28 protein-coding genes and 4 tRNA genes are annotated in these 26,041 nt (G+C 29.7%); 4 read left to right on the top strand and 28 right to left on the bottom strand.

Annotation, left to right across the window (positions count from 1 at the left end; translation table 11 throughout):
• Nucleotides 1-17: 17 nt before the first annotated feature.
• From AC5LW9_RS05060 to AC5LW9_RS04955, 22 genes are all read right to left on the bottom strand, one after another.
• Nucleotides 18-1,451, bottom strand: coding sequence for a type II and III secretion system protein family protein (locus tag AC5LW9_RS05060; protein ID WP_493455194.1), 1,434 nt, complete (start codon nucleotides 1,449-1,451; stop codon nucleotides 18-20).
• A gap of 2 nt (nucleotides 1,452-1,453) precedes the next feature.
• The gene (locus AC5LW9_RS05055; RefSeq protein WP_493455193.1) at nucleotides 1,454-2,311 is read right to left on the bottom strand and encodes a CpaB family protein; all 858 of its coding nucleotides are present in this window, start codon (nucleotides 2,309-2,311) and stop codon (nucleotides 1,454-1,456) included.
• A 48-nt stretch (nucleotides 2,312-2,359) separates the two neighbouring features.
• On the bottom strand, nucleotides 2,360-3,775 hold the full coding sequence (locus tag AC5LW9_RS05050) for a tetratricopeptide repeat protein (protein WP_198229029.1): 1,416 nt from the start codon (nucleotides 3,773-3,775) through the stop codon (nucleotides 2,360-2,362).
• A gap of 5 nt (nucleotides 3,776-3,780) precedes the next feature.
• A complete protein-coding gene (locus AC5LW9_RS05045) occupies nucleotides 3,781-4,653 on the bottom strand; it encodes a type II secretion system F family protein (RefSeq protein WP_198229028.1) in 873 nt (290 codons plus the stop codon).
• Between the two features lie 2 nt (nucleotides 4,654-4,655).
• Nucleotides 4,656-5,582 carry a type II secretion system F family protein gene (locus AC5LW9_RS05040; RefSeq protein WP_198229027.1) on the bottom strand — a complete coding sequence of 309 codons (927 nt, stop codon included), beginning with the start codon at nucleotides 5,580-5,582 and terminating at the stop codon, nucleotides 4,656-4,658.
• Nucleotides 5,579-6,886 carry a TadA family conjugal transfer-associated ATPase gene (locus tag AC5LW9_RS05035; RefSeq protein WP_198229026.1) on the bottom strand — a complete coding sequence of 436 codons (1,308 nt, stop codon included), beginning with the start codon at nucleotides 6,884-6,886 and terminating at the stop codon, nucleotides 5,579-5,581. Before AC5LW9_RS05035 ends, AC5LW9_RS05040 begins: the two co-directional genes overlap by 4 nt.
• Nucleotides 6,887-7,909: 1,023 nt before the next feature.
• The gene (locus AC5LW9_RS05030; RefSeq protein ID WP_198229025.1) at nucleotides 7,910-8,131 is read right to left on the bottom strand and encodes a Flp family type IVb pilin; all 222 of its coding nucleotides are present in this window, start codon (nucleotides 8,129-8,131) and stop codon (nucleotides 7,910-7,912) included.
• Between the two features lie 516 nt (nucleotides 8,132-8,647).
• Nucleotides 8,648-8,866 (bottom strand): Flp family type IVb pilin, encoded by a 219-nt coding sequence (locus AC5LW9_RS05025; RefSeq protein WP_198229024.1) that lies wholly within the window; start codon nucleotides 8,864-8,866, stop codon nucleotides 8,648-8,650.
• Between the two features lie 451 nt (nucleotides 8,867-9,317).
• Nucleotides 9,318-9,539: a Flp family type IVb pilin gene (locus AC5LW9_RS05020; RefSeq protein WP_493456427.1), complete on the bottom strand. Its 222-nt coding sequence runs from the start codon at nucleotides 9,537-9,539 to the stop codon at nucleotides 9,318-9,320.
• Nucleotides 9,540-10,105: 566 nt separating this feature from the next.
• Nucleotides 10,106-10,327, bottom strand: a complete 222-nt coding sequence (locus AC5LW9_RS05015) for a Flp family type IVb pilin (RefSeq protein WP_198235492.1) — start codon at nucleotides 10,325-10,327, stop codon at nucleotides 10,106-10,108.
• Between the two features lie 477 nt (nucleotides 10,328-10,804).
• Complete coding sequence (locus AC5LW9_RS05010; RefSeq protein WP_493456426.1) at nucleotides 10,805-11,026, bottom strand: Flp family type IVb pilin; 222 nt, start codon at nucleotides 11,024-11,026, stop codon at nucleotides 10,805-10,807.
• Between the two features lie 565 nt (nucleotides 11,027-11,591).
• Nucleotides 11,592-11,813 carry a Flp family type IVb pilin gene (locus AC5LW9_RS05005; protein WP_198235492.1) on the bottom strand — a complete coding sequence of 74 codons (222 nt, stop codon included), beginning with the start codon at nucleotides 11,811-11,813 and terminating at the stop codon, nucleotides 11,592-11,594.
• Nucleotides 11,814-12,404: 591 nt separating this feature from the next.
• Complete coding sequence (locus AC5LW9_RS05000) at nucleotides 12,405-12,626, bottom strand: Flp family type IVb pilin (RefSeq protein ID WP_493455186.1); 222 nt, start codon at nucleotides 12,624-12,626, stop codon at nucleotides 12,405-12,407.
• 562 nt (nucleotides 12,627-13,188) lie between these two features.
• The gene (locus AC5LW9_RS04995) at nucleotides 13,189-13,410 is read right to left on the bottom strand and encodes a Flp family type IVb pilin (protein ID WP_198229211.1); all 222 of its coding nucleotides are present in this window, start codon (nucleotides 13,408-13,410) and stop codon (nucleotides 13,189-13,191) included.
• A gap of 499 nt (nucleotides 13,411-13,909) precedes the next feature.
• The gene (locus tag AC5LW9_RS04990) at nucleotides 13,910-14,131 is read right to left on the bottom strand and encodes a Flp family type IVb pilin (RefSeq protein WP_198235492.1); all 222 of its coding nucleotides are present in this window, start codon (nucleotides 14,129-14,131) and stop codon (nucleotides 13,910-13,912) included.
• A 564-nt stretch (nucleotides 14,132-14,695) separates the two neighbouring features.
• Nucleotides 14,696-14,914 carry a Flp family type IVb pilin gene (locus AC5LW9_RS04985; RefSeq protein ID WP_198228785.1) on the bottom strand — a complete coding sequence of 73 codons (219 nt, stop codon included), beginning with the start codon at nucleotides 14,912-14,914 and terminating at the stop codon, nucleotides 14,696-14,698.
• Between the two features lie 557 nt (nucleotides 14,915-15,471).
• Entirely contained in the window at nucleotides 15,472-15,693 is a 222-nt protein-coding gene (locus AC5LW9_RS04980; protein ID WP_198228784.1) for a Flp family type IVb pilin, read from the bottom strand.
• A 465-nt stretch (nucleotides 15,694-16,158) separates the two neighbouring features.
• Nucleotides 16,159-16,371, bottom strand: a complete 213-nt coding sequence (locus AC5LW9_RS04975) for a Flp family type IVb pilin (protein ID WP_198228783.1) — start codon at nucleotides 16,369-16,371, stop codon at nucleotides 16,159-16,161.
• 324 nt (nucleotides 16,372-16,695) lie between these two features.
• Nucleotides 16,696-16,771, bottom strand: a tRNA-Gly gene (locus AC5LW9_RS04970).
• Between the two features lie 70 nt (nucleotides 16,772-16,841).
• Complete coding sequence (locus AC5LW9_RS04965) at nucleotides 16,842-17,099, bottom strand: DUF1145 domain-containing protein (protein WP_493456425.1); 258 nt, start codon at nucleotides 17,097-17,099, stop codon at nucleotides 16,842-16,844.
• A gap of 5 nt (nucleotides 17,100-17,104) precedes the next feature.
• Nucleotides 17,105-17,662 carry a 16S rRNA (guanine(966)-N(2))-methyltransferase RsmD gene (gene rsmD, locus AC5LW9_RS04960; protein WP_493456424.1) on the bottom strand — a complete coding sequence of 186 codons (558 nt, stop codon included), beginning with the start codon at nucleotides 17,660-17,662 and terminating at the stop codon, nucleotides 17,105-17,107.
• Between the two features lie 13 nt (nucleotides 17,663-17,675).
• Nucleotides 17,676-20,207 (bottom strand): penicillin-binding protein 1A, encoded by a 2,532-nt coding sequence (locus tag AC5LW9_RS04955; protein ID WP_493456594.1) that lies wholly within the window; start codon nucleotides 20,205-20,207, stop codon nucleotides 17,676-17,678.
• A gap of 267 nt (nucleotides 20,208-20,474) precedes the next feature.
• Here AC5LW9_RS04955 and AC5LW9_RS04950 point away from each other — a divergent pair, with 267 nt between their 5' ends.
• Nucleotides 20,475-20,882, top strand: coding sequence for a protein YgfX (locus tag AC5LW9_RS04950; protein WP_493456423.1), 408 nt, complete (start codon nucleotides 20,475-20,477; stop codon nucleotides 20,880-20,882).
• Nucleotides 20,883-20,917: 35 nt separating this feature from the next.
• Here AC5LW9_RS04950 and tusA read toward each other — a convergent pair whose 3' ends face one another.
• The 6 genes from tusA to AC5LW9_RS04920 all read right to left on the bottom strand — a co-directional run bounded on the left by tusA (nucleotide 20,918) and on the right by AC5LW9_RS04920 (nucleotide 25,231).
• Complete coding sequence (gene tusA, locus AC5LW9_RS04945; RefSeq protein WP_065737548.1) at nucleotides 20,918-21,154, bottom strand: sulfurtransferase TusA; 237 nt, start codon at nucleotides 21,152-21,154, stop codon at nucleotides 20,918-20,920.
• A gap of 19 nt (nucleotides 21,155-21,173) precedes the next feature.
• Entirely contained in the window at nucleotides 21,174-21,980 is an 807-nt protein-coding gene (locus AC5LW9_RS04940) for a Cof-type HAD-IIB family hydrolase (RefSeq protein ID WP_086327259.1), read from the bottom strand.
• A 127-nt stretch (nucleotides 21,981-22,107) separates the two neighbouring features.
• On the bottom strand, nucleotides 22,108-23,376 hold the full coding sequence (locus tag AC5LW9_RS04935) for a secretin GspD/PilQ domain-containing protein (protein ID WP_493456422.1): 1,269 nt from the start codon (nucleotides 23,374-23,376) through the stop codon (nucleotides 22,108-22,110).
• Between the two features lie 64 nt (nucleotides 23,377-23,440).
• Nucleotides 23,441-23,815 carry a hypothetical protein gene (locus tag AC5LW9_RS04930; RefSeq protein WP_493456421.1) on the bottom strand — a complete coding sequence of 125 codons (375 nt, stop codon included), beginning with the start codon at nucleotides 23,813-23,815 and terminating at the stop codon, nucleotides 23,441-23,443.
• On the bottom strand, nucleotides 23,812-24,285 hold the full coding sequence (locus tag AC5LW9_RS04925) for a type II secretion system protein (protein ID WP_086327262.1): 474 nt from the start codon (nucleotides 24,283-24,285) through the stop codon (nucleotides 23,812-23,814). Before AC5LW9_RS04925 ends, AC5LW9_RS04930 begins: the two co-directional genes overlap by 4 nt.
• Complete coding sequence (locus AC5LW9_RS04920) at nucleotides 24,275-25,231, bottom strand: PilN domain-containing protein (protein ID WP_086351389.1); 957 nt, start codon at nucleotides 25,229-25,231, stop codon at nucleotides 24,275-24,277. Before AC5LW9_RS04920 ends, AC5LW9_RS04925 begins: the two co-directional genes overlap by 11 nt.
• 199 nt (nucleotides 25,232-25,430) lie before the next feature.
• Between AC5LW9_RS04920 and AC5LW9_RS04915 the strand changes: the two genes are divergently transcribed.
• The 3 genes from AC5LW9_RS04915 (at nucleotide 25,431) to AC5LW9_RS04905 (ending at nucleotide 25,713) form a co-directional block, all read left to right on the top strand.
• Nucleotides 25,431-25,506: transfer RNA gene (locus AC5LW9_RS04915), tRNA-Val, on the top strand.
• A 35-nt stretch (nucleotides 25,507-25,541) separates the two neighbouring features.
• Nucleotides 25,542-25,617: transfer RNA gene (locus AC5LW9_RS04910), tRNA-Val, on the top strand.
• 20 nt (nucleotides 25,618-25,637) lie between these two features.
• Nucleotides 25,638-25,713: transfer RNA gene (locus AC5LW9_RS04905), tRNA-Lys, on the top strand.
• Nucleotides 25,714-26,041 lie beyond the last annotated feature (328 nt).

Below are 26,041 nucleotides of genomic sequence, written 5' to 3'. Positions count from 1 at the left end.
AGAATCCCAATAACCTTTTATTCAATAAAGCCCATGTCATTAATAAATTTTTCACTTTCGTTAGAAGCTGGCACCGTTTTATTTCTTTCTTTATTAAGATTATTTTTAATATTAAAGAAACTATTGATTACATCAGTCCGCTCTATAGTTGGTAATTCAATACTGTCAAAACTACTTTTTGGTGTTACTAAATTTACTGTTGCAAAAACAACCATCTCAGATTTAGAACGACTCGTTGTTGAACTTCGTGCTAATGCACCTAAAATTGGAATATCACTAATAAAAGGAAGACGAGATAATTGTTCTTGATCATTTTCATTAATTAATCCTGCAATAACAAAACTATCACCATCAGATAAATCAATCGTCGATCTTGTTTTTCGAGATGTCAATGTAGGAATATTATAGTCATTAAAAGCATAAGAACCAGAAATTGAACTTACTTCATTTTCCATGAACAACCTTATACGTTTATCATTATTTACTTTTGTACTAATATTCAACCTAATACCGTATTCTTTATAAGTAATATTGGCATCACCATCTTTATTTTTAGTTACAATAGGAATCTCACCGCCAACTAAAAATGATGCACTTTCACCAGAGAGTACAGATAAATTAGGTTGTGCTAATACTTTAGCCAAACGATCATTTTTTACTGCACGAATCATAGTAGCAATATTATGTATATTCAGGCCTTTTCTTATACCTAATAGTGAAAACTCACCAATCGAGTTGGTAACTGACTCACCACTTATCATGCTGTCGAGAGTCAAACTTTGCCATTCAATACCTAGTGAATCGGTAAAATCCTTGCTAACTTCAACAAAAGTCAATTGTACGTTAACCTGATACTCTTCTATAACTTTGATATTATCAATTATATTACTGTAAGTATAATAATCTTGAAATGTAAGAAGCTGATTACCAGAACCCCCACCTCCATTATCGAATTCCTGCCTCACTCGCTCTGCATTTTGCCCGATTGAAGACCCTATAAGAGCCAAAATTTGGCCTTTTGTTGTAGTATCAGGTGCAGTACCACTTAATACATATACAAATTTATTTGCGTCACCACTATCATAACGATCGATTGTTATACTACTATTTGGGAAATTTTGCGCTAGCCTATTTGTAATTTGATATAAAAGTGGATCGACATTAATAGTATCATTAATAACAATATTATTTTCACTATCATAAACAATTAAACTTGCTCTTCCGTTTGATCTTCCATATATAATCAGTGATTTACCATCAATAACTTCATAGTTTGCTATACTATCTTGGCTAATAAATACGGTACCGACATTTTCAGGTAACACAAGTGTTTTACTTTGTCCGATCTGTAAATTATGAATATTAGCAAAAGCCAACGAAGAGAAGCCAATCGATAATAAGCAGATTATAGGTTTGATCATATTAGTAATTGATTTAGTTCTTATTAGCATTCTTAGTTACCTTTTAACAGATTAATTCGTGTCCCTGAAAAAATATCTTTTTCAGATAGAGGCCAATTTTTTTCTTTATCACTTAAAAGACGTAATCCATCTTCAACATTTTTCTTGAAAGTACTTGGATACATAATAATTGTAGAGTTCGTCATTAATGTTCTTAATAATTTAATTTCCTGATTCGAAAGTTCTAATTGAACTTGGGCAATATTGTTTCTGTTATAATTATTGTCCATCTCTTCTTCTACTTCAAAAAATAAAATTTTCTTTCCGACAATAATTGGTTTTATACGATTTTTAACGAAATCACGACTAGGTGAAACTAATTTATCTTCCCTAATATTCGCTGTTTTTTCTGTTTCATCACCATAAAAAACATAAAGATCAACAAGATCGCCTCCTTTAAGATTTTTTATTAAATAAGAATCGATTGGATCTATTGTAAATGGAAACATATAATTGCCATCTTTTAATGCTAACAACAGATAATCTTCTGAATTCGGGGATGCAATAAGACCTTCTTCAATTATAGTATCTTTTGCAATATGATTTCTCACAACATGAGCATCAATCCCTGTTGCATCAGTTATAAATTTAGGTCTTTCTTTATTGATAGCAACTTCAATTGATTTAAAATAGTAATCATCTTTTGTCAAGATCGTTTTTTTATCAATATCATGTTTTGCTACTGCAACATTAATAACCTCAGTTTTAGGCTCTTCCTGTTTAGGAGGAGGTTCAATGGCGACTGCTGGATCCGGCGGTGCAACAGTTGGAGGAGCCGACTTAGTAAAAAGTAAGGCTAATCCCACAACCATCATAGCTAAATATAAAACAATTAATTTTTTATCTTTCATGCAAACTCCACTCCGTACTATATTATTTTTTTACTTTTTCCGTTGCACTTATTTCTTTTCTAATGAAAAATCAAAAGCATAACAGTGATTTTTCCCTTTAGAATTAGATCCAACATAAAAATCTTTCACTATTGATTTTTGTTTAGTTTTTATTTGAAGAATTAATGTTTTTTCAGCGGTTAAGGTTCCTGTAATAGTAGTAAAATCACGATCACTACTAGAAATACGTTTGATAATATTATTAATTCCTTCGGCAGGTAGTGTCACATCATAGAATGATAATTTAAATTCTGTTGGAGAAATTTGTTCAACTGAGTAATCTTTCTTACTCAATTTATTTTCTGTTTCAAAAGTAATCCGGCTAAACTTTCCATGCTCCCCTGCGCGAACCGCTAATATAGTTGACTTAGTAGATATTTTTTGATCGGTTTGTTTATTTTGTTTCAGAGTAACAGGTGTAACATCTGATGCTGAGTCAGTCGTAGTCGATGAATCGGCTGCATCTAGTTTAGTTATATTTGATAATTTGTTAGCATCAACATTTGATTTAGCTGGAGTTACAGATTTTATTGATTTAGGTTCATTTTTATCTTTAATAGTAACTTCTGTTTTCGTATTGGAAGCTAACTGTTCTGCAGCTTTCTCGATTGTATATTGTTTTTGGTTATCGCTTTGTGAAGGTTTAACTTCATTAAAGTTAATAGCATCTATTGGCTCGATTTGTCTTAATTCTTGAATTAAAATATCTGGTTCGTTAGATAGTTTATGCGCAATGCAAAACGACCTAGCCAATTGCATTCTATCCAATTTTACTAATGTAAAAAGTAAATTATGAAGAATGGTTTGATCTCGATATCCTTTAGTATATAAAATATTGAGCTGTTTATAAGCTTCACTATATTCTTTATTTAAGATCGATAGCATGGCTAAATTATTGGTAACTTTATTTTCATCATAAAAGTTTTCTCTAGCTTCATGAAATGCGAATCGTGCAGCATCATATTGTCTTTTTTTCAGCAATACAATACCTTTTACATTATGTGCTTCTCCATTTTTACTATCAATTTCAATCGCTCTATTTAAATACTCCAATGCTGTATCATTGTGACCTAATCTAGATTCAACATGGCCGTACAAAATAAGAATACCATCATTTTTGGTATTTTTTATAATCGGTTCTAAAACTCTTTTTACCGCATTAAAATCATTCGAAAGATAATAAGCTCTAGCAAGTTTATGTCTTGTATCTTCTGTATCCTCACGTTTTAAGCGCTGTCTATACAATTCAATTAGACCACCATAATTCTTCGTTGTTTCGTTAATATAAATTTTCTGTTGTTCGTCCATATCATATTTTAATGTGCTATTTTGACATCCAACAGCAAAAAATAACATTGAGCATACAACCATAAATTTTGGTTCGAATAACCTACTTGATTTACAGCATCTTGAAAAATAATTCATTATCTTTATATCCTATTAAACGTTGACACAATACTCATAAAAACAGGTCCTGCAATAATCACAAGAACTGGCGCTAGAAAAAATACCATCGTTGGTATAGTTAACTTAGCGGCAAGTGCAGCGATCTGTTCTTCTATAGTTAATCTCTGCATCTCTCGCATCTCAGCTGATAAATCTAGCAAAGTATCATAAATTGAATTACCATAACTGATACTTCTTCTTAATGTTACACAAAACATTCTCATTTCTTTACTAGGCACTTCACGCTGAATTAGATCAATTGAAAGCTCAATACCATTAACGTCCATCATTAAACAAGCTCTTTCTAAAATAGCTGCAATATCTCTATTGATCGGTTTCACTCTTGTACTTAAATATCTAAAGCAACTTTCTACTGTCATACCAGATCTAACCATAATCGCCATCATATCAATAACTAACGGTAAATCCCGTGAAACTTTTTTGATCTTTCTATTTGTCTGTCTTTTAACAAGAAGATCCGGAACAATGATGACGAAAACGACAATGAATAACAAAACAATCAATAATACATTTGAATCAATTTCAATAAATTGAACAATTTGATTCATCAAATAAAAAATAGAAAATACAATAATAATAGCATATATTTTCCAGCTATTTTTATCCTGAAAACTTCTTAAAAAACTTATTGTTACACTATTTTTTGCAACGATTTTCTCAAAAGCAACATTTTTTTCATTTACATGTTTTTTAGGAATATTTCTTTCTTGGCTTTCATTATTTAATATTAAACCAATTTTTTCTTTATTTCGAAACAGTGAATAGGTAATAAACAACTCTCTACAGCCAATAGCGATGAGAAGAATTGATATTGATATATTTAATAAGATATTCATAATTATATAATTTTATTAATCCAACTTTTGATAATTAGAAAACCGATAACAACACTGCCTATAACATAGTAAATAATATAATGACCTCCATCAGTGCTGGTCAAAATACGATAATTGTCTTCTGAGACGAGCCTGAGTATTCCGATAAAGCCAAAAGGCATAGCTCCTAATATCCACATGGTCATTCTTAATTCAGCCGTTTTACCATCTCTAGTTTTGGCCATAATTCGATTATCTGTTAACATTTTACTTAATCGACTAAAAATTTCTTTTAATTCCCCCCCACTATCAAGATTAACCATTACAGTCAGAATAAAAAAGTAATATTCTGGAAATGGGAGTTGCTGATAAGAATTAATCAAAACATTTTCAACGCTATCCCCTACTTCCAATCTGTCACTAACCTCTTGCAATGTTTTGCCAACAATTCCTTCGATAGAAGCCCCACAATTTTTAAAGGTTGTAGTTATTGCATAACCAGAAGCAACAAGACCAGTAATAATAGTTAATGCCTCTGGAAAATTTGCATAAAAATCTGCTTTAAGTTTTCTTTTTCTAAAAATACAAATGACAGCTATAGTAAAAATAAGACTTAAAGGGATTACAATATAATTGTCGTAACCGACATATTTCTTATTTAAAAAAATACCTGCAACAGTTCCCGCTAAAATATAACCAATAGTTTTAGACTTAGATTCTCCCGTCATTAGTAGGCGAAAGTTAAATTTCAACCAAGCATTAATACCAAACAATACCTGATCTGAAAAAGATTTTTCTCGATCTGCAAGTTGACTTTCGAGCAAACTCAATATCGATACACTTTTAGGCTCAACATTATTGAAAACCTGCAAACGCCCCCTACGACGACGTAATGCAAGAAGATTAATAAGAGCTGCAAAAATAAGTGCTATCGAAAGTACAATAATCATGATTCAATCCCCATTGCACTTAACATCAGTTTTTCTAAAATATCTGACATTTCATAATATTGAGCGCTTTCATAAAGTGCTGAACGTTTAACTAAACCATTACAGACAAATTCACCTTGAATTTTCCCATTAGGATCTCTTTCGTCATTAACACGAAATTCAAATACATCTTGGGTAACAATATTACCTGATTCTAATCCAATAATTTCCGTGATACTCATTACTTTTCGTTGACCATCCGGAAGACGTGAGACTTGAATAATAAAATTCACAGATGAACTGATATAGCGTTTAATCGCAGCAATAGGTAACTCGGACTGAGCCATAATAATCATACTTTCCAAGCGAGCCAATGCATCTTTTGCAGTATTAGCATGAAGTGTCGACATTGAACCACTGTGACCTGTGTTCATAGCTTGTAACATCTCAAACGCTTCTTCACCACGGCATTCACCCAAAATAATTCGATCCGGTCTCATACGCAAAGCATTTACTAAAAGATCTCGCATGGTTACTTTGCCACGCCCATCTTCACCACCACTTTTAGTTTCCATTCTAACTACATGTTCTTGTTGAAGTCTTAATTCTGCAGCATCTTCAAGTGTAATGGTTCGTTCATGTTCACCAATAAATCCAGACAGAGCATTAAGCATAGTTGTTTTACCTGAGCCTGTTCCGCCCGATATAATAATATTCATCCGACAACGAGCTGCAATCACTAAAAAATTTGCCATATGTTCGTTCAATGAACCGAATCTAATTAAGTCATGAAATGTTCGGTGACCATTACCGAATTTACGAATTGACATTGATGTACCATCAATGGCTATTGGGGGAATAACAACATTGAGACGACTTCCATCAGGCATTCTCGAGTCGACCAACGGGTGGGATTCATCGATATTTTTTCCTACTTTATTTACTAACCGTCTTGCAATATCAAGTAGCTGGCGTTCACTAATAAAAAATTTATCAGTTTTACTAAGAATTCCCCCTCGCTCAATATAAATGCTATTAGGACCGTTTACTAAAATATCATTGACAGTTTCATCTTTCATTAAGGAATCAATTGGACCATAACCTACAATTTCATCACAAATCATACCAGCTAATACATTCGATTCATCAGCTGTAATGTAAGCACTGCCTGAATTAATGATATCACGGATTATAGTCTGTATTTCACGTAAAACTCGGTTAGGTTCTTTTTTAAATTGATCTATTAAATCAAGATCTAGGACTTGGAATACTAAATCACGAACCTTTCCCCATTCATTAGAAAACTTAAATTGTTCATTAGCCATAGCGTTTTTGTTTGAGCCCCTAATTAACAAAAGCTACTAGCAAAAATATTACACTGGTAACTTCTATCTTATAAATTGAAACGAGAATAAACTACTTTAAACAATCACTCCCTTATCCTCTCATTGAAAAGAATAAGTTGATATTAAAATAACGGTTAACCGCTAATACTCTAATCATTGATTCCTGTGTAACTTGGATTTCAATGAATCTAATATCTCATTTAACATATCATGTAGAGAACTACTGCCTTTATGATAGTTAAAATTACCGCTGAAACATCAGCTAAAACGATTGTATATTCGTTAGCAGTTACATTGCATACATTTTTGATAAATTAACTTGCAAAAGTTCCTTTTCGTACAAAAGTTTTGCTAATTACGAAAACAAAATAATAATTCTCTCAACTAATATTTACGTTATCTTTATAATTAATTTACTTTATTATCAAAAACTTTTTGCATTATATGCGAATTAATATAAATTTGCTAGTACTAAATGTAAATTTCCTTTAATTTTTTTTTGTATTAATTAACTTAAAAAACATATAGTTAACATAATATCGAAAAAAATTTTAAAAATAGCAAATAAGTGAATAAATGAATATAAGCAATTTTATTGAAAATTTGTTAATTACCATCTGATGGTTAAAATAATAATGTTTATTATTTCTAATAAAAGGTTAAATGAACATCTAATAACCAATCATCTTATTGATTTATTAACAATATTAAATACATTATTAAAGCTTTAAGTAATATAGATATATTATTAATTAATGTAAGTAAAAAGAATGGATATTGATGTGAGTAATAAAATATCTAATAATCTAATTTTAAAAAGCTAAGACGCAGACGTAATATCTAAACAAACTAACCATTGAATTAAAACTTATGAAACTTGCTGTTATTTATAATTACTAAATGATTTATAACTAGTATTTCATCATTTGACGTGATACCCCCCCAAAACAATAAACCACTTCTTTATAAAGGAGTGGTTTATATCACCATAACAATCAAATCTTATGATTGAATAACGGTATTTAATTTAGATTGTAAAGTACTAAATACATCATTTAGCATATCGTGAACAGGACCACTAGTACCGTTAAAGATAACCAAAATCACTGCCGAAACACCTGCTGCAACGATTGCATATTCAATCGCAGTTACACCGCGTTCATTTTTGATAAATTTGTTTGCAAAGTTTTTAAATTGTGCGCGAACTGCTGATAAGTACATCATAATGATTCTTTCCTTAGTTATTAACATTTATTTTAATATTATTTTACTTTCTTTTTAGAAAGTTTTCACATTATATGAAGATTAATAAAAATTTGCCAGCATTAAATACAATTTAATTTTAATTTTTTATATCAAATCAGTAAAAAACATTCTTACAGTTCTAAAAGAAAGAGAAAATTTTATAATAAAAGGCTAACAGATAACGATACATAGCTTTTTAAAAAGCTATTTTAATCATTATCTAACTCATTAAATTTTTTTAAATTATATGAGAGGAAAAAGAGGTAACATTGATATGAGTAATAAAATAATTTAATCTTAAAAGGCTAAGACTCAGACGCGATATCTAAAAGAATCAGGCTTTGGACAAAAACTTATGATGCTTGCTGTTATTTGTATTTACGGCATGATTTATAATTAGTTATTTCATAATTTGACATGATAACAAACACCTAAAAATAATAAACCACGCCTTTATAAAGGGGTGGTTTATTTCACTATAGCAATCAAGTTTTGTTAAAAGATAATACTAATTAATTTAAATCTTAAAGTATTAAAAACGTTATTGAACATACGATAAACAGTACCACCAGAACCGTTAAAGATAACCAAAATCACTGCTGAAACACCTGCTGCAACGATTGCATATTCAATTGCTGTTACACCACGTTCATTTTTAATAAATTTATTTGCAAAATTTCTAAATTGCGCACGAACTGCTGATAGATACATCATAATAACCTTCTCCTTTAGACATTTACATTATTTTAAAAATTATTTTCGCTTCCTTATCAGAAGGTTTTCATATTATATGTAATTGAACGTAAATTAACCAGCATTAAATGTAATTTTATTTTAATTTTTTATATTAATTTAATGAATGTTTAATTATTACGAGAAAAAAAGGATTGTTTACAATAAATAAGTTAATAGATATTTTTCTGTACACTAGAAAAATAGAATTCACTAAAACACCATTAAATCTTTTAAATTGCATAAGAGGTAAAAGAGATGACGCGGATACAGATGCAATATTTAAACAAACTAGGTTTTGGACTAAAACTTATTGTATATGCTATTATTTATATTTACGGCATGATTTGCAACGGATTATCTTATAATTTGACATGATAACAAACCACCCCCTTTTAAAGGAGTGGTTTACATCACCAATAACAATCAAATATTATGATTGAATAACGGTATTTAATTTAGATTGTAAAGTAGAAAATACATCAGTTAGCATATCGTGAACAGGACCACTGGTACCGTTAAAGATAACCAAAATCACTGCTGAAACACCTGCTGCAACAATTGCATATTCAATCGCAGTTACACCGCGTTCATTTTTGATAAATTTGTTTGCAAAGTTTTTAAATTGTGCGCGAACTGCTGATAAATACATCATAATAACTCTCTCTTTTAATGTTTACATTATATTTAATTTGTTTTCGCTTTCTTATCAGAAAGTTTTCATATTATATGCGGTTTAATATCAATTTACCAGCATTAAATACAATTTTATTTTAATTTTTTTATATCAAATCAATTAAAAAATACCATTACGACTCCAAAAGAAAGAGATAATTTTATAATCATACGTTAACAGTTAACCATTTATAGTTTTTTAATAAAGATATTTTATATTATTATTTAATTAGTTATATTAAAACAATTTACTCATTAATATATTTTTACTAAAACACCATTAAATTTTTCAAATTAGATAAAAGGTAAAAGAGGTAATGCTGATATGAGTAATAAAATAATCTGATCTTAAAAGGCTAAGAAGCGGGCGCAATATATAAACAAACTAGGCTATGGACTAAAAATTATTGTATATCATGCTATTATTTGAATCTACGGCATGATTTGTAACAGGTTATCTTATAATTTGACATGATAACAAACCACCAAAAACAATAAACCACCCCTTTTAAAGGGGTAGTTTATATCACCAATAACAATCAAATATTATGATTGAATAATGCCATTTAATTTAGTTTGTAAAGTAGAAAATACATCAGTTAGCATATCGTGAACAGGACCACTGGTACCGTTAAAGATAACCAAAATCACTGCTGAAACACCTGCTGCAACAATTGCATATTCAATCGCAGTTACACCGCGTTCATTTTTGATAAATTTGTTTGCAAAGTTTTTAAATTGTGCGCGAACTGCTGATAAATACATCATAATAACTCTCTCTTTTAATGTTTACATTATATTTAATTTGTTTTCGCTTTCTTATCAGAAAGTTTTCACATTATATGCGGTTTAATATCAATTTACCAGCATTAAATACAATTTTATTTTAATTTTTTTATATCAAATCAATAAAAAATACCATTACGACTCCAAAAGAAAGAGATAATTTTATAATCATACGTTAACAGATAACCATTTATAGATTTTTTATAAAGATATTTTAAATTGGATAAGAGGTAATGCTGATATGAGTAATAAAATAATCTGATATTAAAAGACTAAGACGCAGAAGCGATACTTAAACAAACGAGGCTTTGGACTAAAACTTATTGTATATGCGGTTATTTGTATTTACGGCATGATTTGCAACGGGTTATCTTATAATTTGACATGATAACAAACCACCAAAAACAATAAACCACCCCTTTTAAAGGGGTGGTTTATATCACCAATAACAATCAAATATTATGATTGTATAATGTTAGTTAATTTAGATTGTAAAGAATTAAATACATCAGTTAGCATATCGTGAACAGGACCACTGGTACCGTTAAAGATAACCAAAATCACTGCTGAAACACCTGCTGCAACGATTGCATATTCAATTGCAGTTACACCGCGTTCATTTTTGATAAATTTGTTTGCAAAGTTTTTAAATTGTGAGTGAACTGCTGATAAATACATCATGATAACTTTCTCCTTTAATATTTACATTATATTTAATTTGTTTTCGCTTTCTTATCAGAAAGTTTTCACATTATATGCGGTTTAATATCAATTTACCAGCATTAAATACAATTTTATTTTAATTTTTTTATATCAAATCAATAAAAAATACCATTACGACTCCAAAAGAAAGAGATAATTTTATAATCATACGTTAACAGTTAACCATTTATAGTTTTTTAATAAAGATATTTTATATTATTATTTAATTAGTTATATTAAAACAATTTACTCATTAATATATTTTTACTAAAACACCATTAAATTTTTCAAATTAGATAAAAGGTAAAAGAGGTAATGCTGATATGAGTAATAAAATAATCTGATCTTAAAAGGCTAAGAAGCGGGCGCAATATATAAACAAACTAGGCTATGGACTAAAAATTATTGTATATCATGCTATTATTTGAATCTACGGCATGATTTGTAACAGGTTATCTTATAATTTGACATGATAACAAACCACCAAAAACAATAAACCACCCCTTTTAAAGGAGTGGTTTATATCACCAATAACAATCAAATATTATGATTGAATAATGCCATTTAATTTAGTTTGTAAAGTAGAAAATACATCAGTTAGCATATCGTGAACAGGACCACTGGTACCGTTAAAGATAACCAAAATCACTGCTGAAACACCTGCTGCAACGATTGCATATTCAATCGCAGTTACACCGCGTTCATTTTTGATAAATTTGTTTGCAAAGTTTTTAAATTGTGCGCGAACTGCTGATAAATACATCATAATAACTCTCTCCTTCAATATTTACATTATATTTAATTTGTTTTCGCTTTCTTATCAGAAAGTTTTCACATTATATGCGGTTTAATATCAATTTACCAGCATTAAATACAATTTTATTTTAATTTTTTTATATCAAATCAATTAAAAAATACCATTACGACTCCAAAAGAAAAAGATAATTTTATAATCATACGTTAACAGTTAACCATTTATAGTTTTTTAATAAAGATATTTTATATTATTATTTAATTAGTTATATTAAAACAATTTATTCATTAATATATTTTTACTAAAACATCATTAAATTTTTCAAATTAGATAATAGGTAAAAGAGGTAATGCTGATATGAGTAATAAAATAATCTGATCTTAAAAGGCTAAAAAGCGGGCGCAATATATAAACAAACTAGGCTATGGACTAAAAATTATTGTATATCATGCTATTATTTGAATCTACGGCATGATTTGCAACGGATTATCTTATAATTTGACATGATAACAAACCACCAAAAACAATAAACCACCCCTTTTAAAGGAGTGGTTTATATCACCAATAACAATCAAATATTATGATTGAATAATGCCATTTAATTTAGTTTGTAATAATGCCATTTAATTTAGATTGTAAAGTAGAAAATACATCAGTTAGCATATCGTGAACAGGACCACTGGTACCGTTAAAGATAACCAAAATCACTGCTGAAACACCTGCTGCAACGATTGCATATTCAATCGCAGTTACACCGCGTTCATTTTTGATAAATTTGTTTGCAAAGTTTTTAAATTGTGCGCGAACTGCTGATAAATACATCATAATAACTCTCTCCTTCAATATTTACATTATATTTAATTTGCTTTCGCTTTCTTATCAGAAAGTTTTCACATTATATGCGGTTTAATATCAATTTACCAGCATTAAATACAATTTTATTTTAATTTTTTTATATCAAATCAATTAAAAAATACCATTACGACTCCAAAAGAAAGAGATAATTTTATAATCATACGTTAACAGTTAACCATTTATAGTTTTTTAATAAAGATATTTTATATTATTATTTAATTAGTTATATTAAAACAATTTACTCATTAATATATTTTTACTAAAACATCATTAAATTTTTCAAATTAGATAAAAGGTAAAAGAGGTAATGCTGATATGAGTAATAAAATAATCTGATCTTAAAATGCTAAAAAGCGGGCGCAATATCTAAACAAATTAGGCTTTGGATTAAAACTTATTGTATATGCTGTTATTTATATTTACCCCATGATTAGCAACGGGTTATCTTATAATTTGACATGATAACAAAAAACCAAAAATAATAAACCACCTCTTTTAAAGGGGTGGTTTATATCACCATAACAATCAAATATTATGATTGTATAATGTTAGTTAATTTAGATTGTAAAGAAGTAAATACATCACTTATCATAAAGTAAACAGGGCCACCATAGCTGCTACAGACAGTAAAAATGACTGCCGAAACACCTGCTGCAACAATTGCATATTCAATTGCTGTTACACCGCGTTCATTTTTGTTAAATTTATTTGTAAATTTTTTTACTTGCGCACGAACTGCTGATAAATACATCATAATAACTTTCTCCTTTAATTTTACATTATTTTTAATATTATTTTCACTTTCTTGTTAGAAAGTTTTCATATTATATGCAATCTAATGTAACCTTACTAGCATCAAATGTGATTCTGATTTTTATATTAATTTAATTAAAATTTAACTATTGTGAGCACAAAAAGAGAATTGTTTACAATGAATAAGTTAATAGATACCTATACACTAGAAAAATAGAATTCACTAAAACAACATTAAATATTTTAAATTGGATAAGAGGTAAAAGAGGTAATGCTGATATGAGTAATAAAATAATCTGATATTAAAAGACTAAGATGCAGATGCAATATTTAAACAAACGAGGCTTTAGACTAAAACTTATTATATATCATTCTGTTATTTGTATTTACGGCATGATTTGCAACGGGTTATCTTATAATTTGACATGATAACAAACCACCAAAAACAATAAACCACCCCTTTTAAAGAAGTGGTTTATATCACCAATAACAATCAAATATTATGATTGAATAATGCCATTTAATTTAGTTTGTAAAGTAGAAAATACATCAGTTAGCATATCGTGAACAGGACCACTGGTACCGTTAAAGATAACCAAAATCACTGCTGAAACACCTGCTGCAACGATTGCATATTCAATCGCAGTTACACCGCGTTCATTTTTGATAAATTTGTTTGCAAAGTTTTTAAATTGTGCGCGAACTGCTGATAAATACATCATAATAACTCTCTCCTTCAATATTTACATTATATTTAATTTGTTTTCGCTTTCTTATCAGAAAGTTTTCACATTATATGCGGTTTAATATCAATTTACCAGCATTAAATACAATTTTATTTTAATTTTTTTATATCAAATCAATAAAAAATACCATTACGACTCCAAAAGAAAGAGATAATTTTATAATCATACGTTAACAGTTAACCATTTATAGTTTTTTAATAAAGATATTTTATATTATTATTTAATTAGTTATATTAAAAAAATTTACTCATTAATATATTTTTACTAAAACATCATTAAATTTTTCAAATTAGATAAAAGGTAAAAGAGGTAATGCTGATATGAGTAATAAAATAATCTAATCTTAAAAGGCTAAAACGCTGCCATAATATCTAAATAAACCAGACTTTAAACTAAAATTTATTGTATATGCGGTTATTTGTATTTACTGCATGATTTGCAATGGATTATTTTATAATTTGATGTGATATCAAACCACCCTAAATAATAATCCCCCTTTTATAAAGGGGTGGTTTGTTTCACTATAGTAATCAAGTATTGTTAAAAAATAATACTAATTAATTTAAATCTTAAAGTATTAAATACGTTATTTAGCATATCGTGAACAGGACCACCGGTACCGTTAAAGATAACCAAAATCACTGCTGAAACACCTGCTGCAACAATTGCATATTCAATTGCTGTTACACCACGTTCATTTTTGATAAACTTATTTGCAAAGTTTTTAAATTGTGCGCGAACTGCTGATAAGTACATCATAACACTCCCCTTTAATATTTACATTTTATATTCGTGATTTTTTCTATTTATTATCATGAATATTTCGCATTATATGTAGTTTAATGTAAATTTGCCAGCATAAACTGAACTTTATAATAAATTTTTATACCAAACCAATAAAAAATACCAATAATGTAAAAAAATAAAAATAAGACTTTATAACTAATATGTTAATAAGTTACCTACTATAACCTTTTATAAATAGATTTTAGTCATCACTCAATTTTAAAGATAAAAATAATTTACTCATTAAAATATTTTGCTGATATACCATTAAATTCTTTAAATTGCATGAGAGGTAAAAGAGGTACATTGATATGAATCATAACATTTCTAACAATTTAATTTTAAAAAGCTGAAAATACAATGTTGAAATAACATATAGAGGACTTAATCCTTTTATACTAACTGTTATTAATATCTATTTTATTATTTATAAGATTTATCTTATTACTTAACGCAATAAAAAACTAACTTAAAACAATAAACTACTCCTTTACGAAGGAGTAGTTTATATCGCTATGTAATCAAGTATTTTAACTAACAATAATATTAACTAATTTAGCTTTTAATTCAAAAAATATATCCTCGAACATATTATGAACAGCACCATCGGTACCATTAAAGATAACTATAACCACAGAAGAAATACCTGCGGCAACGATTGCGTATTCAATTGCTGTTACACCAAGTTCATTTTTTATGAATTTGCTTGTAAAATTTCTTACTAGTGAACGGACTGCTGATAAATGCACCATAATTACTTTCTCCTTAATATTTACATTATTTTAATTTTTTGTAAAAATATCTTTACTTAATGTTAACAAATTATATGCTGTTTAATGTAAATTTACCAGATGTAATTGTAATTTTTTATAAAAAAAATTTACAATTAAAACATAATGTTAATAAATAATATAAAAAGAAAAGTATAACAAACAAATTTATTGTTAATTATTTGACAATTCATATGAAATATAATGAAAGCATAATGTATTAATAATTAATTATTATTAATAACCTGATAATTATTTTTATCGAAAAAAATAACAGTTAAAAGGGAAAACAAATAACAGAAAGATATTGAATATTAGATAACCTAAAAAGGAAAGTGAAAAATTATAAGTTTAAATAGTTATATCAAAACGGTTAAACATATCTCCAAAACGTTATTTATATCCATTTTAATGTTTATAATAAGTTAGAAAAATAAAAAAACAAACTTAAATAATACTACTTAATTTATGTTTTAATTTATCAAATAATTCAGTTAAAGCATGTTTAACTGGGCCATCATCATCAAAAAAAATAACTGAAACTACCATTGTAATTCCTGACATTATAATTGCATATTCTATCGTATGCACACCACATTCATTTTTTACAAATTTAGTTCCAGTGGATTTTATTTGAGTAAAAATTGCTGATATTTCCATAATAATAACGTTCATTTACTAGTTTACAGTTTATTTGATTTACTTTCATTTTTTTAATTTTTAGAATTGTACACTAATTACTTTAAAGTTACTAAAGATAATTAATCTAAGATTATAGAAATATTTGGAGGGATAAAAAAAAGATATATAATTATAAAATTAAAAATAATTTTTGTCAGATATAAATGTTAAGTTTCAACATAATTGATACTACATATATATAATGTATTGATGATTAGTTTCACCAAATTCCGTTAAAAAGTAGATAGACTAGATCTTTTATAAGAATGTTTATTCGATATTGAATATTTGTAGATGAAGAATTGGAGCGGGAAACGAGGTTCGAACTCGCGACCTCAACCTTGGCAAGGTTGCGCTCTACCAACTGAGCTATTCCCGCTTATTGGAATACTTCGAAAGAAGTGGGAGCATTATACAAAATTTTTTGTATCTGGCAACCACTTTTATCGTTATTTTTTAATTTTCCAGCTAAGTGATTCAAATACACCAAAAATAAAAAGACGAAGTGCTTTAAATTTATCCTCTTCTTTCTCTTTATTCGTCATTGTTGACTGTAACATATAGGCCTGTAAGCCATGGGTTATGGTAAAAGCGGCTAAACCAAAATACGCAACAATATTGGCAGGTTTTGGGTAAGGGTGAATCAAATTAAATAATAAAAATAACCACATTATGGTATATAAAAATTTACCAATAAATATAAACATTAATTTTATTCTCGTATAAAAAGATAACTGTGAACTTGACCGACGGTTTTTTCTCGATGTAATTGCCAATTAGTAGGAATATAACTCATTAGCTCATGGTCTTTTTCTGTTTCGATATAAATATATGCAGATGATTTCAGCCAATTATTATTTTCAAGCTGATTAACCGTTTGGGCAACGAGTGATTGATGAAATGGTGGATCGATAAACACAATATCAAACTGTTTTTGAGCTGGTTGATTAAGCCATATTAGCGTATTAGTGTGATGAATCTCAATTGCATCGCAAGCAATAAGTAGTTTATTTTTATTAAGCAGCTGCGCAACTTGTTTATCTTTTTCTAGTAATATTACACTTTTTGCACCTCGTGATGCAGCTTCAAAGCCTAATGAACCACTTCCCGAAAAACAATCTAAACATTCACTATCATAAATAACTGGCATTAACCAATTATAAAGAGTTTCTTTAACTCTATCAGTAGTAGGGCGTAAACCTTGTTTGTCAAGTACTGCCAATTTACGTCCACGCCATTTGCCACCAATAATTCTTATAGAACCATTCATACTCAATACCTTACTAGAATAGTTCTTGTGTGTTACCTTGGGAATCGGTCACACTTGTATCAACTTCTTGAGTTGCATAAGATTTTGGTTCAGTACCTTTAATAAAGTATTCCGACATTGTTTGAGAACCAGATTGAGGTAATAACCCGGTCTTTTGATCAATGGTAACAGAGATGACATTGTCCGGCTTAATATCTTCATTTACAGGTACATCCTGTAAGGCGATTTTCATATAATCAATCCAAAGTGGATTGGCTGTAACTGCCCCTGCTTCCGCTCGAATAGTTCGACCTAAATTGCGTCGATGATCATCAAAGCCCATCCATACAGTTGTGACAATATTGCCACCATAGCCAGAAAACCAAACATCTTTTGATGAATTTGTGGTACCGGTTTTCCCCCCTACATCTTTTCTACCTAATGCTTTCACGCGCCAAGCCGTACCTTGCCAATCAGAACCGCCAAAGACAATTGTTCTAAGTCCATCTTTCATAATAAAAGCTAAACCACTATCGATCGTATGAGGTGCATATTTTGGAGTAACATCCGTTGCTTTATTATCCAGATTGATATTTGGTAATACCATATTATCATCTGATTTAAGGTTAGCTTGTTCAGGTTCTTCATTACCTGATTCGTCTATTTCATTCTCTACATTATTTAGGGATACTGGCATTGACTCTGTTTTGATAACCTCATCAGTACAATTTTTGCAAGCAATCAAAGGTTGATGTTGATAAATAACACCACTACCATTATTGTCTTCGATTTTTTCAATTAAATAAGGCGAAATTAAATATCCACCATTAACAATCACCGAATAAGCTCTTGCTACTTGCAATGGTGTGAACGAAGCAGAACCTAAAGCTAAAGATTCATTAAGTGAGATATTTTCTTTAGGGAATCCAAATCGCTCTAAATAAGTCGCAACATATTCAATTCCTACTGCACGCAGCGCTCTAACCATCATTACATTTTTAGACATCCCTAAGCCAATTCTTAAACGTAATGGGCCAGCATAGTTTGGTGGGGAATTTTTAGGTCGCCAAGTCGCACTACCTGTTGAGCGAACAATAGGCGCATCATTGAGTAGTGTAGCCATAGTTAAACCTTTTTCTAATGTTGCTGTATAAATAAAAGGTTTAATATTTGAACCTAATTGACGAAGAGCTTGGGTAGCACGATTAAATTTACTTAAATAAAAATCATAACCGCCAACAATTGCTTTGATAGCACCATTGTCAGAATCAAGTGAAACTAGTGCAGCATTGACAGCTGGAATTTGTGCTAATGCCCATTTATCATTTGTTTTCTTAACCCAAATAAGTTGTCCTGGTTTTAATGTATCAGATACTTTTTTCGGAAAAGAACCTTGTCTAGTATCACTAATAAATGGTCGAGCCCACTTCATATCTTGGAATGCAATAACGATTTTAGATTTATCGGTTAAAACAACATTTGCTTCGAGATCCGAAGATTGAATAACAACACCAGGGCACATACCACTATAACAAGTATATTTCTTTAACGTATTTTGAATTTGCTCATCATTCCATGCTTTCTCGTTATCTTTCCATAATATTTTTTCAGGACCACGATAACCATGTCTTATATCATAATCAATAATATTTTTTTGCACAGCTTGCTCGGCTGCTAACTGATCTGTTTTAGAAATAGTTGTATAGACTTTATAGCCATCAGTATAAGCATTTTCACCAAATTTATCATACATAAACTGCCTTGCCATTTCGGCAATATATGGGGCTGAAAATTCGATCTGTGGTGAATGATAACTTACATTAATTGGCTTACTGATTGCTTCATTGTATTGTGATTGAGTAATATAAGATTGATCCAGCATACGACCCAAAACCCAGTTACGTCTGGTCTGTGCACGATCAGGGTGTGAAATAGGATTATAAGCTGAAGGTGCATTTGGCAAACCAGCTAATAGTGCCGCTTCATCAATGGTTAACTGATCTGGGGTCTTACCAAAAAAAGTATAAGAAGCAGCTGCAACACCATATGCTCTAGAACCAAAGTTAATCATATTTAAATAAAGTGTCATGATTTCTTCTTTAGTTAGCTCTTTTTCCATACGAATCGCTAAAATAACTTCTTTCGCTTTTCGTGAAATACTCTTTTCTGATGTCAAGAAAAAATTTTTTGCAACCTGCTGGGTTATAGTGCTCCCACCTTGCGAAAACCCTTTTTGTTTTAAGCCTATATACATTGCTCGGATAATCCCAACCGGATCGATACCAAAATGCTCATGAAATCTTGCATCTTCTGTAGCAATCACAGCATTAACCACTACCGGTGGGATTTCATTATATTTTAATGGCGTTCGTCGACGTTCACCAAAAATAGCAATGAGTTCTCCATCTTTGCTCAAAATTTGCAACGGTGTTTGCAATCTTACATCTTTTAAGGTTGCAACATCAGGCAAGTCTTTCGAATAATAAGCATAACCAGCAATTGCTATGACTAAAGCACATAGAAAACAGCCGATAAAAAACTTAAGAAAAAATTTTAACACTTTAATTATTATCACAAATTATTCCTAGCTGAATTTTCAAAGGAAAAAGTAAAGGCAACAAAGTAATTTCTGTTACCCCGCAAATAATTTAACACATAGTTTTTATGAACATTGATATGATGAATTTAATATTCTAGTCATAGAGCAGATATATTAATCATTCATAAAAAATTACTTTAATTATGCGTATTATCTCCCATATTTAGCTTAATTTTAAGCAATTTTTAACAACATCATCTATTAATTGTGTTTTATTTGAACTAAGTTTTTATTATGTGGAGAACTAAATTAACCATATCCGGCCAACAAATAATAATATTATCAATATGTTATTTGATTATAATTGTTGAATGTTTATTAAAATTTGCCGATACATTATTAAATAACTACACTTTTATTATTTTATTGTTCTTAATTATTGACTGGTGGCGAAGCATTTGTTGTTGCAAAAAAGTCATAGGAGAATTTGCACTATTTCATTATATAAATCAGATCTATTGGTATAAGCAACGGTGGTATTTAAGACGCAATCCATTAATACTTCGTTACATTATTATTTTAAATTTGCAATCAAGAAGAACCAATAAACAACATACCCTATTTTTAATGTCGGATAATTTTTCTCCAAACGACTGGCGTACTTTACGTTACTATCTCTATCAAATTAAGTTAACTTACTAAAATGTATCGTTAACCTGAAATTTTTGTCAGAAAGATCAATGGGATTTTTTTATCCAGTATTGATAAGGTTTGGATTCTATTTGTGAGGCAAGCAGTTCATGATCCATATATCTGCAAAAACTCGGTACATCACGAGTAGTGGCAAAATCATCAGCGATCAAATAAAGTACTTGTCCTATACCCAGTTCTCTTATAGCTTTTCGAACCAGCATGATAGGCTCTGGGCAACGTAATCCCAGAGTATCGAGTTTTTTATCAAAAGTTAGAGTCATAAAATATAATTAGATTAATTTATAGTAATAAATTACTTAAATAGTGAGGTACGGCATCATCAACGTTTGAACCAATTACCTCTAATTGAGGTAGTTTTTGACGTAAATCTAAACTAGCATTTTGCATAATGCAACCTTTTCCTGCCATTTTTAACATCTCAAAATCATTCATGCCATCACCAAAAGCAATGCTATCTTTTAGATCGAGACCAAGTTTTTCAACTACCCTTTTTAGCGCACTGCCTTTTGATACATTTTCAGCCATAATTTCAAGACAGTTTGAAGATGAAAATGTGATGCTTATTTTACTACCATATTTTTTATCAAGCCTATTTTTTATTTCGGCTAAATGTGGATGTAATGAATCACTACTTGTTGTGAAGTAAATTTTGGCAATATCGTCGGCTTCAAAATCAGATGGATTAAAATATTCATAAGTAAAATCTGTATCTCTAAAAAAACTTAAAGAATAAGTATCTTCTTTATTAATAAGCCAATTATCACCGCGGTAGACATGAGTGTATACTAATGGATCATCAATACATTCTTTTGCTACCTCACATGCTAATACAGGATCAATACTTTGCCCGAAGATTAGATTCCCTGAGCTATCATGCACTCTAGCGCCATTGGAAGTAATCATAAAAGCATCAATTTCCATGTTTTCTCGCATTTGAGCCACATCAATATGATGTCGCCCAGTTGCAAACACAAAATGAATATCTTTTTTACGCAAAGCTTGAAGGACTTGTTTAGTGTAAGGTGATAAGCAATGCTCAGGAGTTAATAAAGTGCCATCTAAATCAGAAGCTACAACACGAAACATAATATTCTCTACTTTTATAATAATTTGTAATGATGATGACTAAAAAAACTAAACATTGAAACAGTAAATTAAGTTTCAAAGTAAACCATAGAAAAATAAACTCTGTATGATACAACTCTGATGGCATTTACTCAACTAATTGTGGTGTGATAAAAATAACAAGTTCTTTTTTTTGCTGTTTTTTACCTTCATATTTAAATAAGTTACCAATAATCGGAAGCTCGCTCGCATTAGGTACGTTTCGTTTAAGATTATCGTTAGTTTGCTGAAAGATGCCACCTAAAACAATAGTTTCGCCATTGTTGACTTTCACTTGTGTTTTAATTTCTTGGGTATCGATAGCCAATGCTTCCCCTCCCTCACTTCGTTTAATTGAGCGCCCAGCGGTATTTTGAGTAATATATAAATCTAAAAGTATCTGATTTTCAGATAGTATTTTTGGCGTTACTTCTAATCCTAAAACGGCTTGCTTAAATTCAATTGATGTTGCACCATTATTACCATTTGAAACTTCATAAGGTATTTCTGTACCTTGCTTTATTGATGCCATATTTTGGTTGGATGTTAATAAATTAGGACTAGCAATAATTTCAACTTGATTTTCAGACTCTAAGGCTGATAGTTCTAAATTAAGCAAACTACCAGAAATTTTAGCTAAATTGAAACCTATGGTAGAAGTAGAGTTAGTAATACCCAACCCAACTTCAAACTTATTCAACAATTGAGATGATCGCCCTGAATAACCCCATTTAATACCTAATTCATTCATACTTTCACTACTCATTGTTACAATATGTGCAGATATATGTACTTGTGGCATTGGTTTATCAATCGACTTAATCAAATTGTTAATCGCTTTAAACTGTTTTGGTAAATCCATAATAATAAGTGAATTGGTTCGTTTATCCATAATCACTTTGCCCCGTTCGGATAATAATCCTTGCTGCTGAATGGTTTCATTTAAATTTGCAAGATCTGCATGATTAATCGCAATGGACAAAGATTCAAGCGGCAGCTTTTGCTCTTGTTGTTTGAGTTCCAATTGCTTTTTTTGTTCTAAAATTTCTGGTTCAATAGCTTTGGAAATAAATAAAATATTATCATCCATTGTGGCTTGTAAATTGGCCGAATCTAAAATAATGGTTAATGCTTTTTGCCAATCTATATTTTGCAGTTTAATGGTTTGTTTTATCGATAAATTCTCACCCATAATAAGATTCATTTGTTTACAATCAGCTAAAGCTTGCAAAATAATGGCAATATCTGTTTGATAAAAATTCATTGAAATAAGATCATTATCATGTTGTTCAACATTTGAAGACAAATTAAAACTTAACTGATTTTCGTTAGCTCTAACAGTACTTATCATGATGATCATTGAGATCAAACAGATCATTGTTATCCTTGACAATATCTTTTGACATTGATGAATTGATGACATCTTTTTTGTTTGCATATCTTTATGACTCATTTAATGACATTGTCCATTCAATCGTTTCATGACAATAATCTGTCAAATTAGCTTGCCACACGATTTTATGATTTTGCCAAGATTGCAAAAACCAGGGAAATAGTACTTTAGACTGAACCTCTTGATTTATGGAAAGCCACTGATTTTCAGAATAGAGCCAAATTTGCGGATAATAATGACTTTTATGTTTAATCAGGCCTTTGAATCGCCAAGCTTGTATCTGTTTTAATAATATCTCTTTCTGTTCATTACATGACGTTTGCGTTGGTTCAACAAATGGATCTCGATAAAAGTTTAGCTCTGCGATAACATTAAAACAGCTGATAATCAATAAACAACCCATTATAAATAAGTTTGCTTTCACTCTATTTTCCTTTTAAATAATAAGGTAAATATAATTTGTAGATAAGATTCCTGTTTAGTCATCTTTAAATCTCGAAAATTCAAATAGTAATAATCTTTATTAAGGTCTGTAATTAAATTCATAAAATCAATAAATTCACCATTAAGTTCAATATCCCAATTTATTGTTTCATCCGTTTGATAATGTTTGAAAGCGTTTAGGATTAAATGGTTTCGTTCAATATATTGAGCAAATTCGTTTTGATTGATGATTATTAATGAACGGTTTTGCCCAAATTGATAACGTTTAAGCCTTGATTGTAATGATTCAATTTGTAGCTGTTTAGTTTGATATAATTTTTGTTGCTTGTCTGATTGTTTGTTTATATCGTAAATAAAAAACAGATAACCGATAATAAAAATAACGATCGTTAACAAAATACAGATTAAATATTGTTGCCAAAATGGCCGATTTAAAAACTCACTGTTCATTTAAGTCAATATCCATTTCAAAAAACAGACTATGTTTATTATTAATAATTGTTTTGATTTGGCTTTTACTGACATTTTTATGTTGTAAAAGATTTAGATTAAAATTAGTGAGTTCAATATAGTTAAAACTATGCCCTTTAATTGTTATTTTATCGGGTTTATAAGTAAACGAAGTTAACCAAATATTAGTAGGTAATTGTTCTGAAATTAATATTAATGACTGCTCGATTTGTCTTTGACTCGCGGAAGGATTTGGCAGATAAGTTGATAATTGCTCATTTAACTTTTGCTCAATAAGTTGTTGCTGTGAAACGTCATTTATACAGCGGGTTAATTTTGTTTGGGCTTGCCTCCACATATAACAAAATAAACAACTCATCACCCCCATCAAACATACTATTACAATTGATAAATACTGTTTTTGCTTATTATATTGACTTTGTCGCCATGGTAAAAAATTGAATCTTTTATTATCGCTTGAACAACCAATAAAATTGATTAAACATTCATTTTTTTTAAATAGCTCAATCCAGCTATTAACATAATCACGCTCGCATACGGCAATCATAATTTGATTTTGGTTCTGTTTATCAGTTAAAAAATTAAAATCAAAAAAGACGTTTTTAGCGGATAACTCAAATAATTTATAGATCGAGGCTTCGATATATAAAGCAATTTCATTGGGTTGCAATTTCACCTCCGGCATCATCACTTTTGTTAATTGAATATAGTTATCTGAAAGGTTTATTTCATATTTGGTATATTTGGGTAACTTAGCTTGTAGTTGACCAACAAAAATATCAATATCATTGAAATTTTGATAATCATATTCAATTAAATCGCCAAATGGAGAAAACGTTAATAGCCCATTAGATTGACTTATCTTATATCGTATAACCTTGGGTTCGACATAAATTATGACCCGACATTTATCTATTATCTTCATCAATTAACTGCTCATAAAAATAATTTTATCCACAAATCATAGTCACAACAACTGAGGCAAACACAAATAAAAGGTGTTTTTGCGATTCATCACCCAAAAAACGTTTAAAATTAAATCGAACAAAGCTAATTTTGCAGAAAATTAAAAAAAAAGGTTGACTGAAATAAGACGTGCCTTATAATGCACATCCACACGGTAAGGGTGATTAGCTCAGTTGGGAGAGCACCTCCCTTACAAGGAGGGGGTCACTGGTTCGAACCCGGTATCACCCACCAATCTTTACCGTGACGTTTTAGAAATAAAACACTTGGGGTGATTAGCTCAGTTGGGAGAGCACCTCCCTTACAAGGAGGGGGTCACTGGTTCGAACCCGGTATCACCCACCACTTTTAGCAGTTTTCTATATGGGTTGTTAGCTCAGTCGGTAGAGCAGCGGACTTTTAATCCGTTTGTCGAGCGTTCGAATCGCTCACGACCCACCACCTTTTTTAATTCTCTGTTTTACCAATCAAAGACAATAATTAAATATATTGAGTTATAAGAATACTAGCGTTCAACTAATCCGCTCGTAATGAATCTGAACAATATTAAATGTCTGCGCTATGAAATGATAAGGTACATAATATGCCGAATAATCAAGCTTAAAACCTACCAATTTTTTTCCTTTAGAAAATCAATACGAACGATAATAAATTAAACAGTAAAAACACCAACATTCAATAAATTAATATGCAACTATTTTTAATTAACATAGAATATTAGCTCAAAAGGAGCATGTAAACGATTGTTCAAATTATCAAATTTAACACC

It is taken from the genome of Gilliamella sp. LMG 34360 (assembly GCF_984568995.1).
The sequence above is the reverse complement of the archived record's forward strand: the minus strand, read 5'-3'. Positions and strand labels throughout refer to the sequence as shown.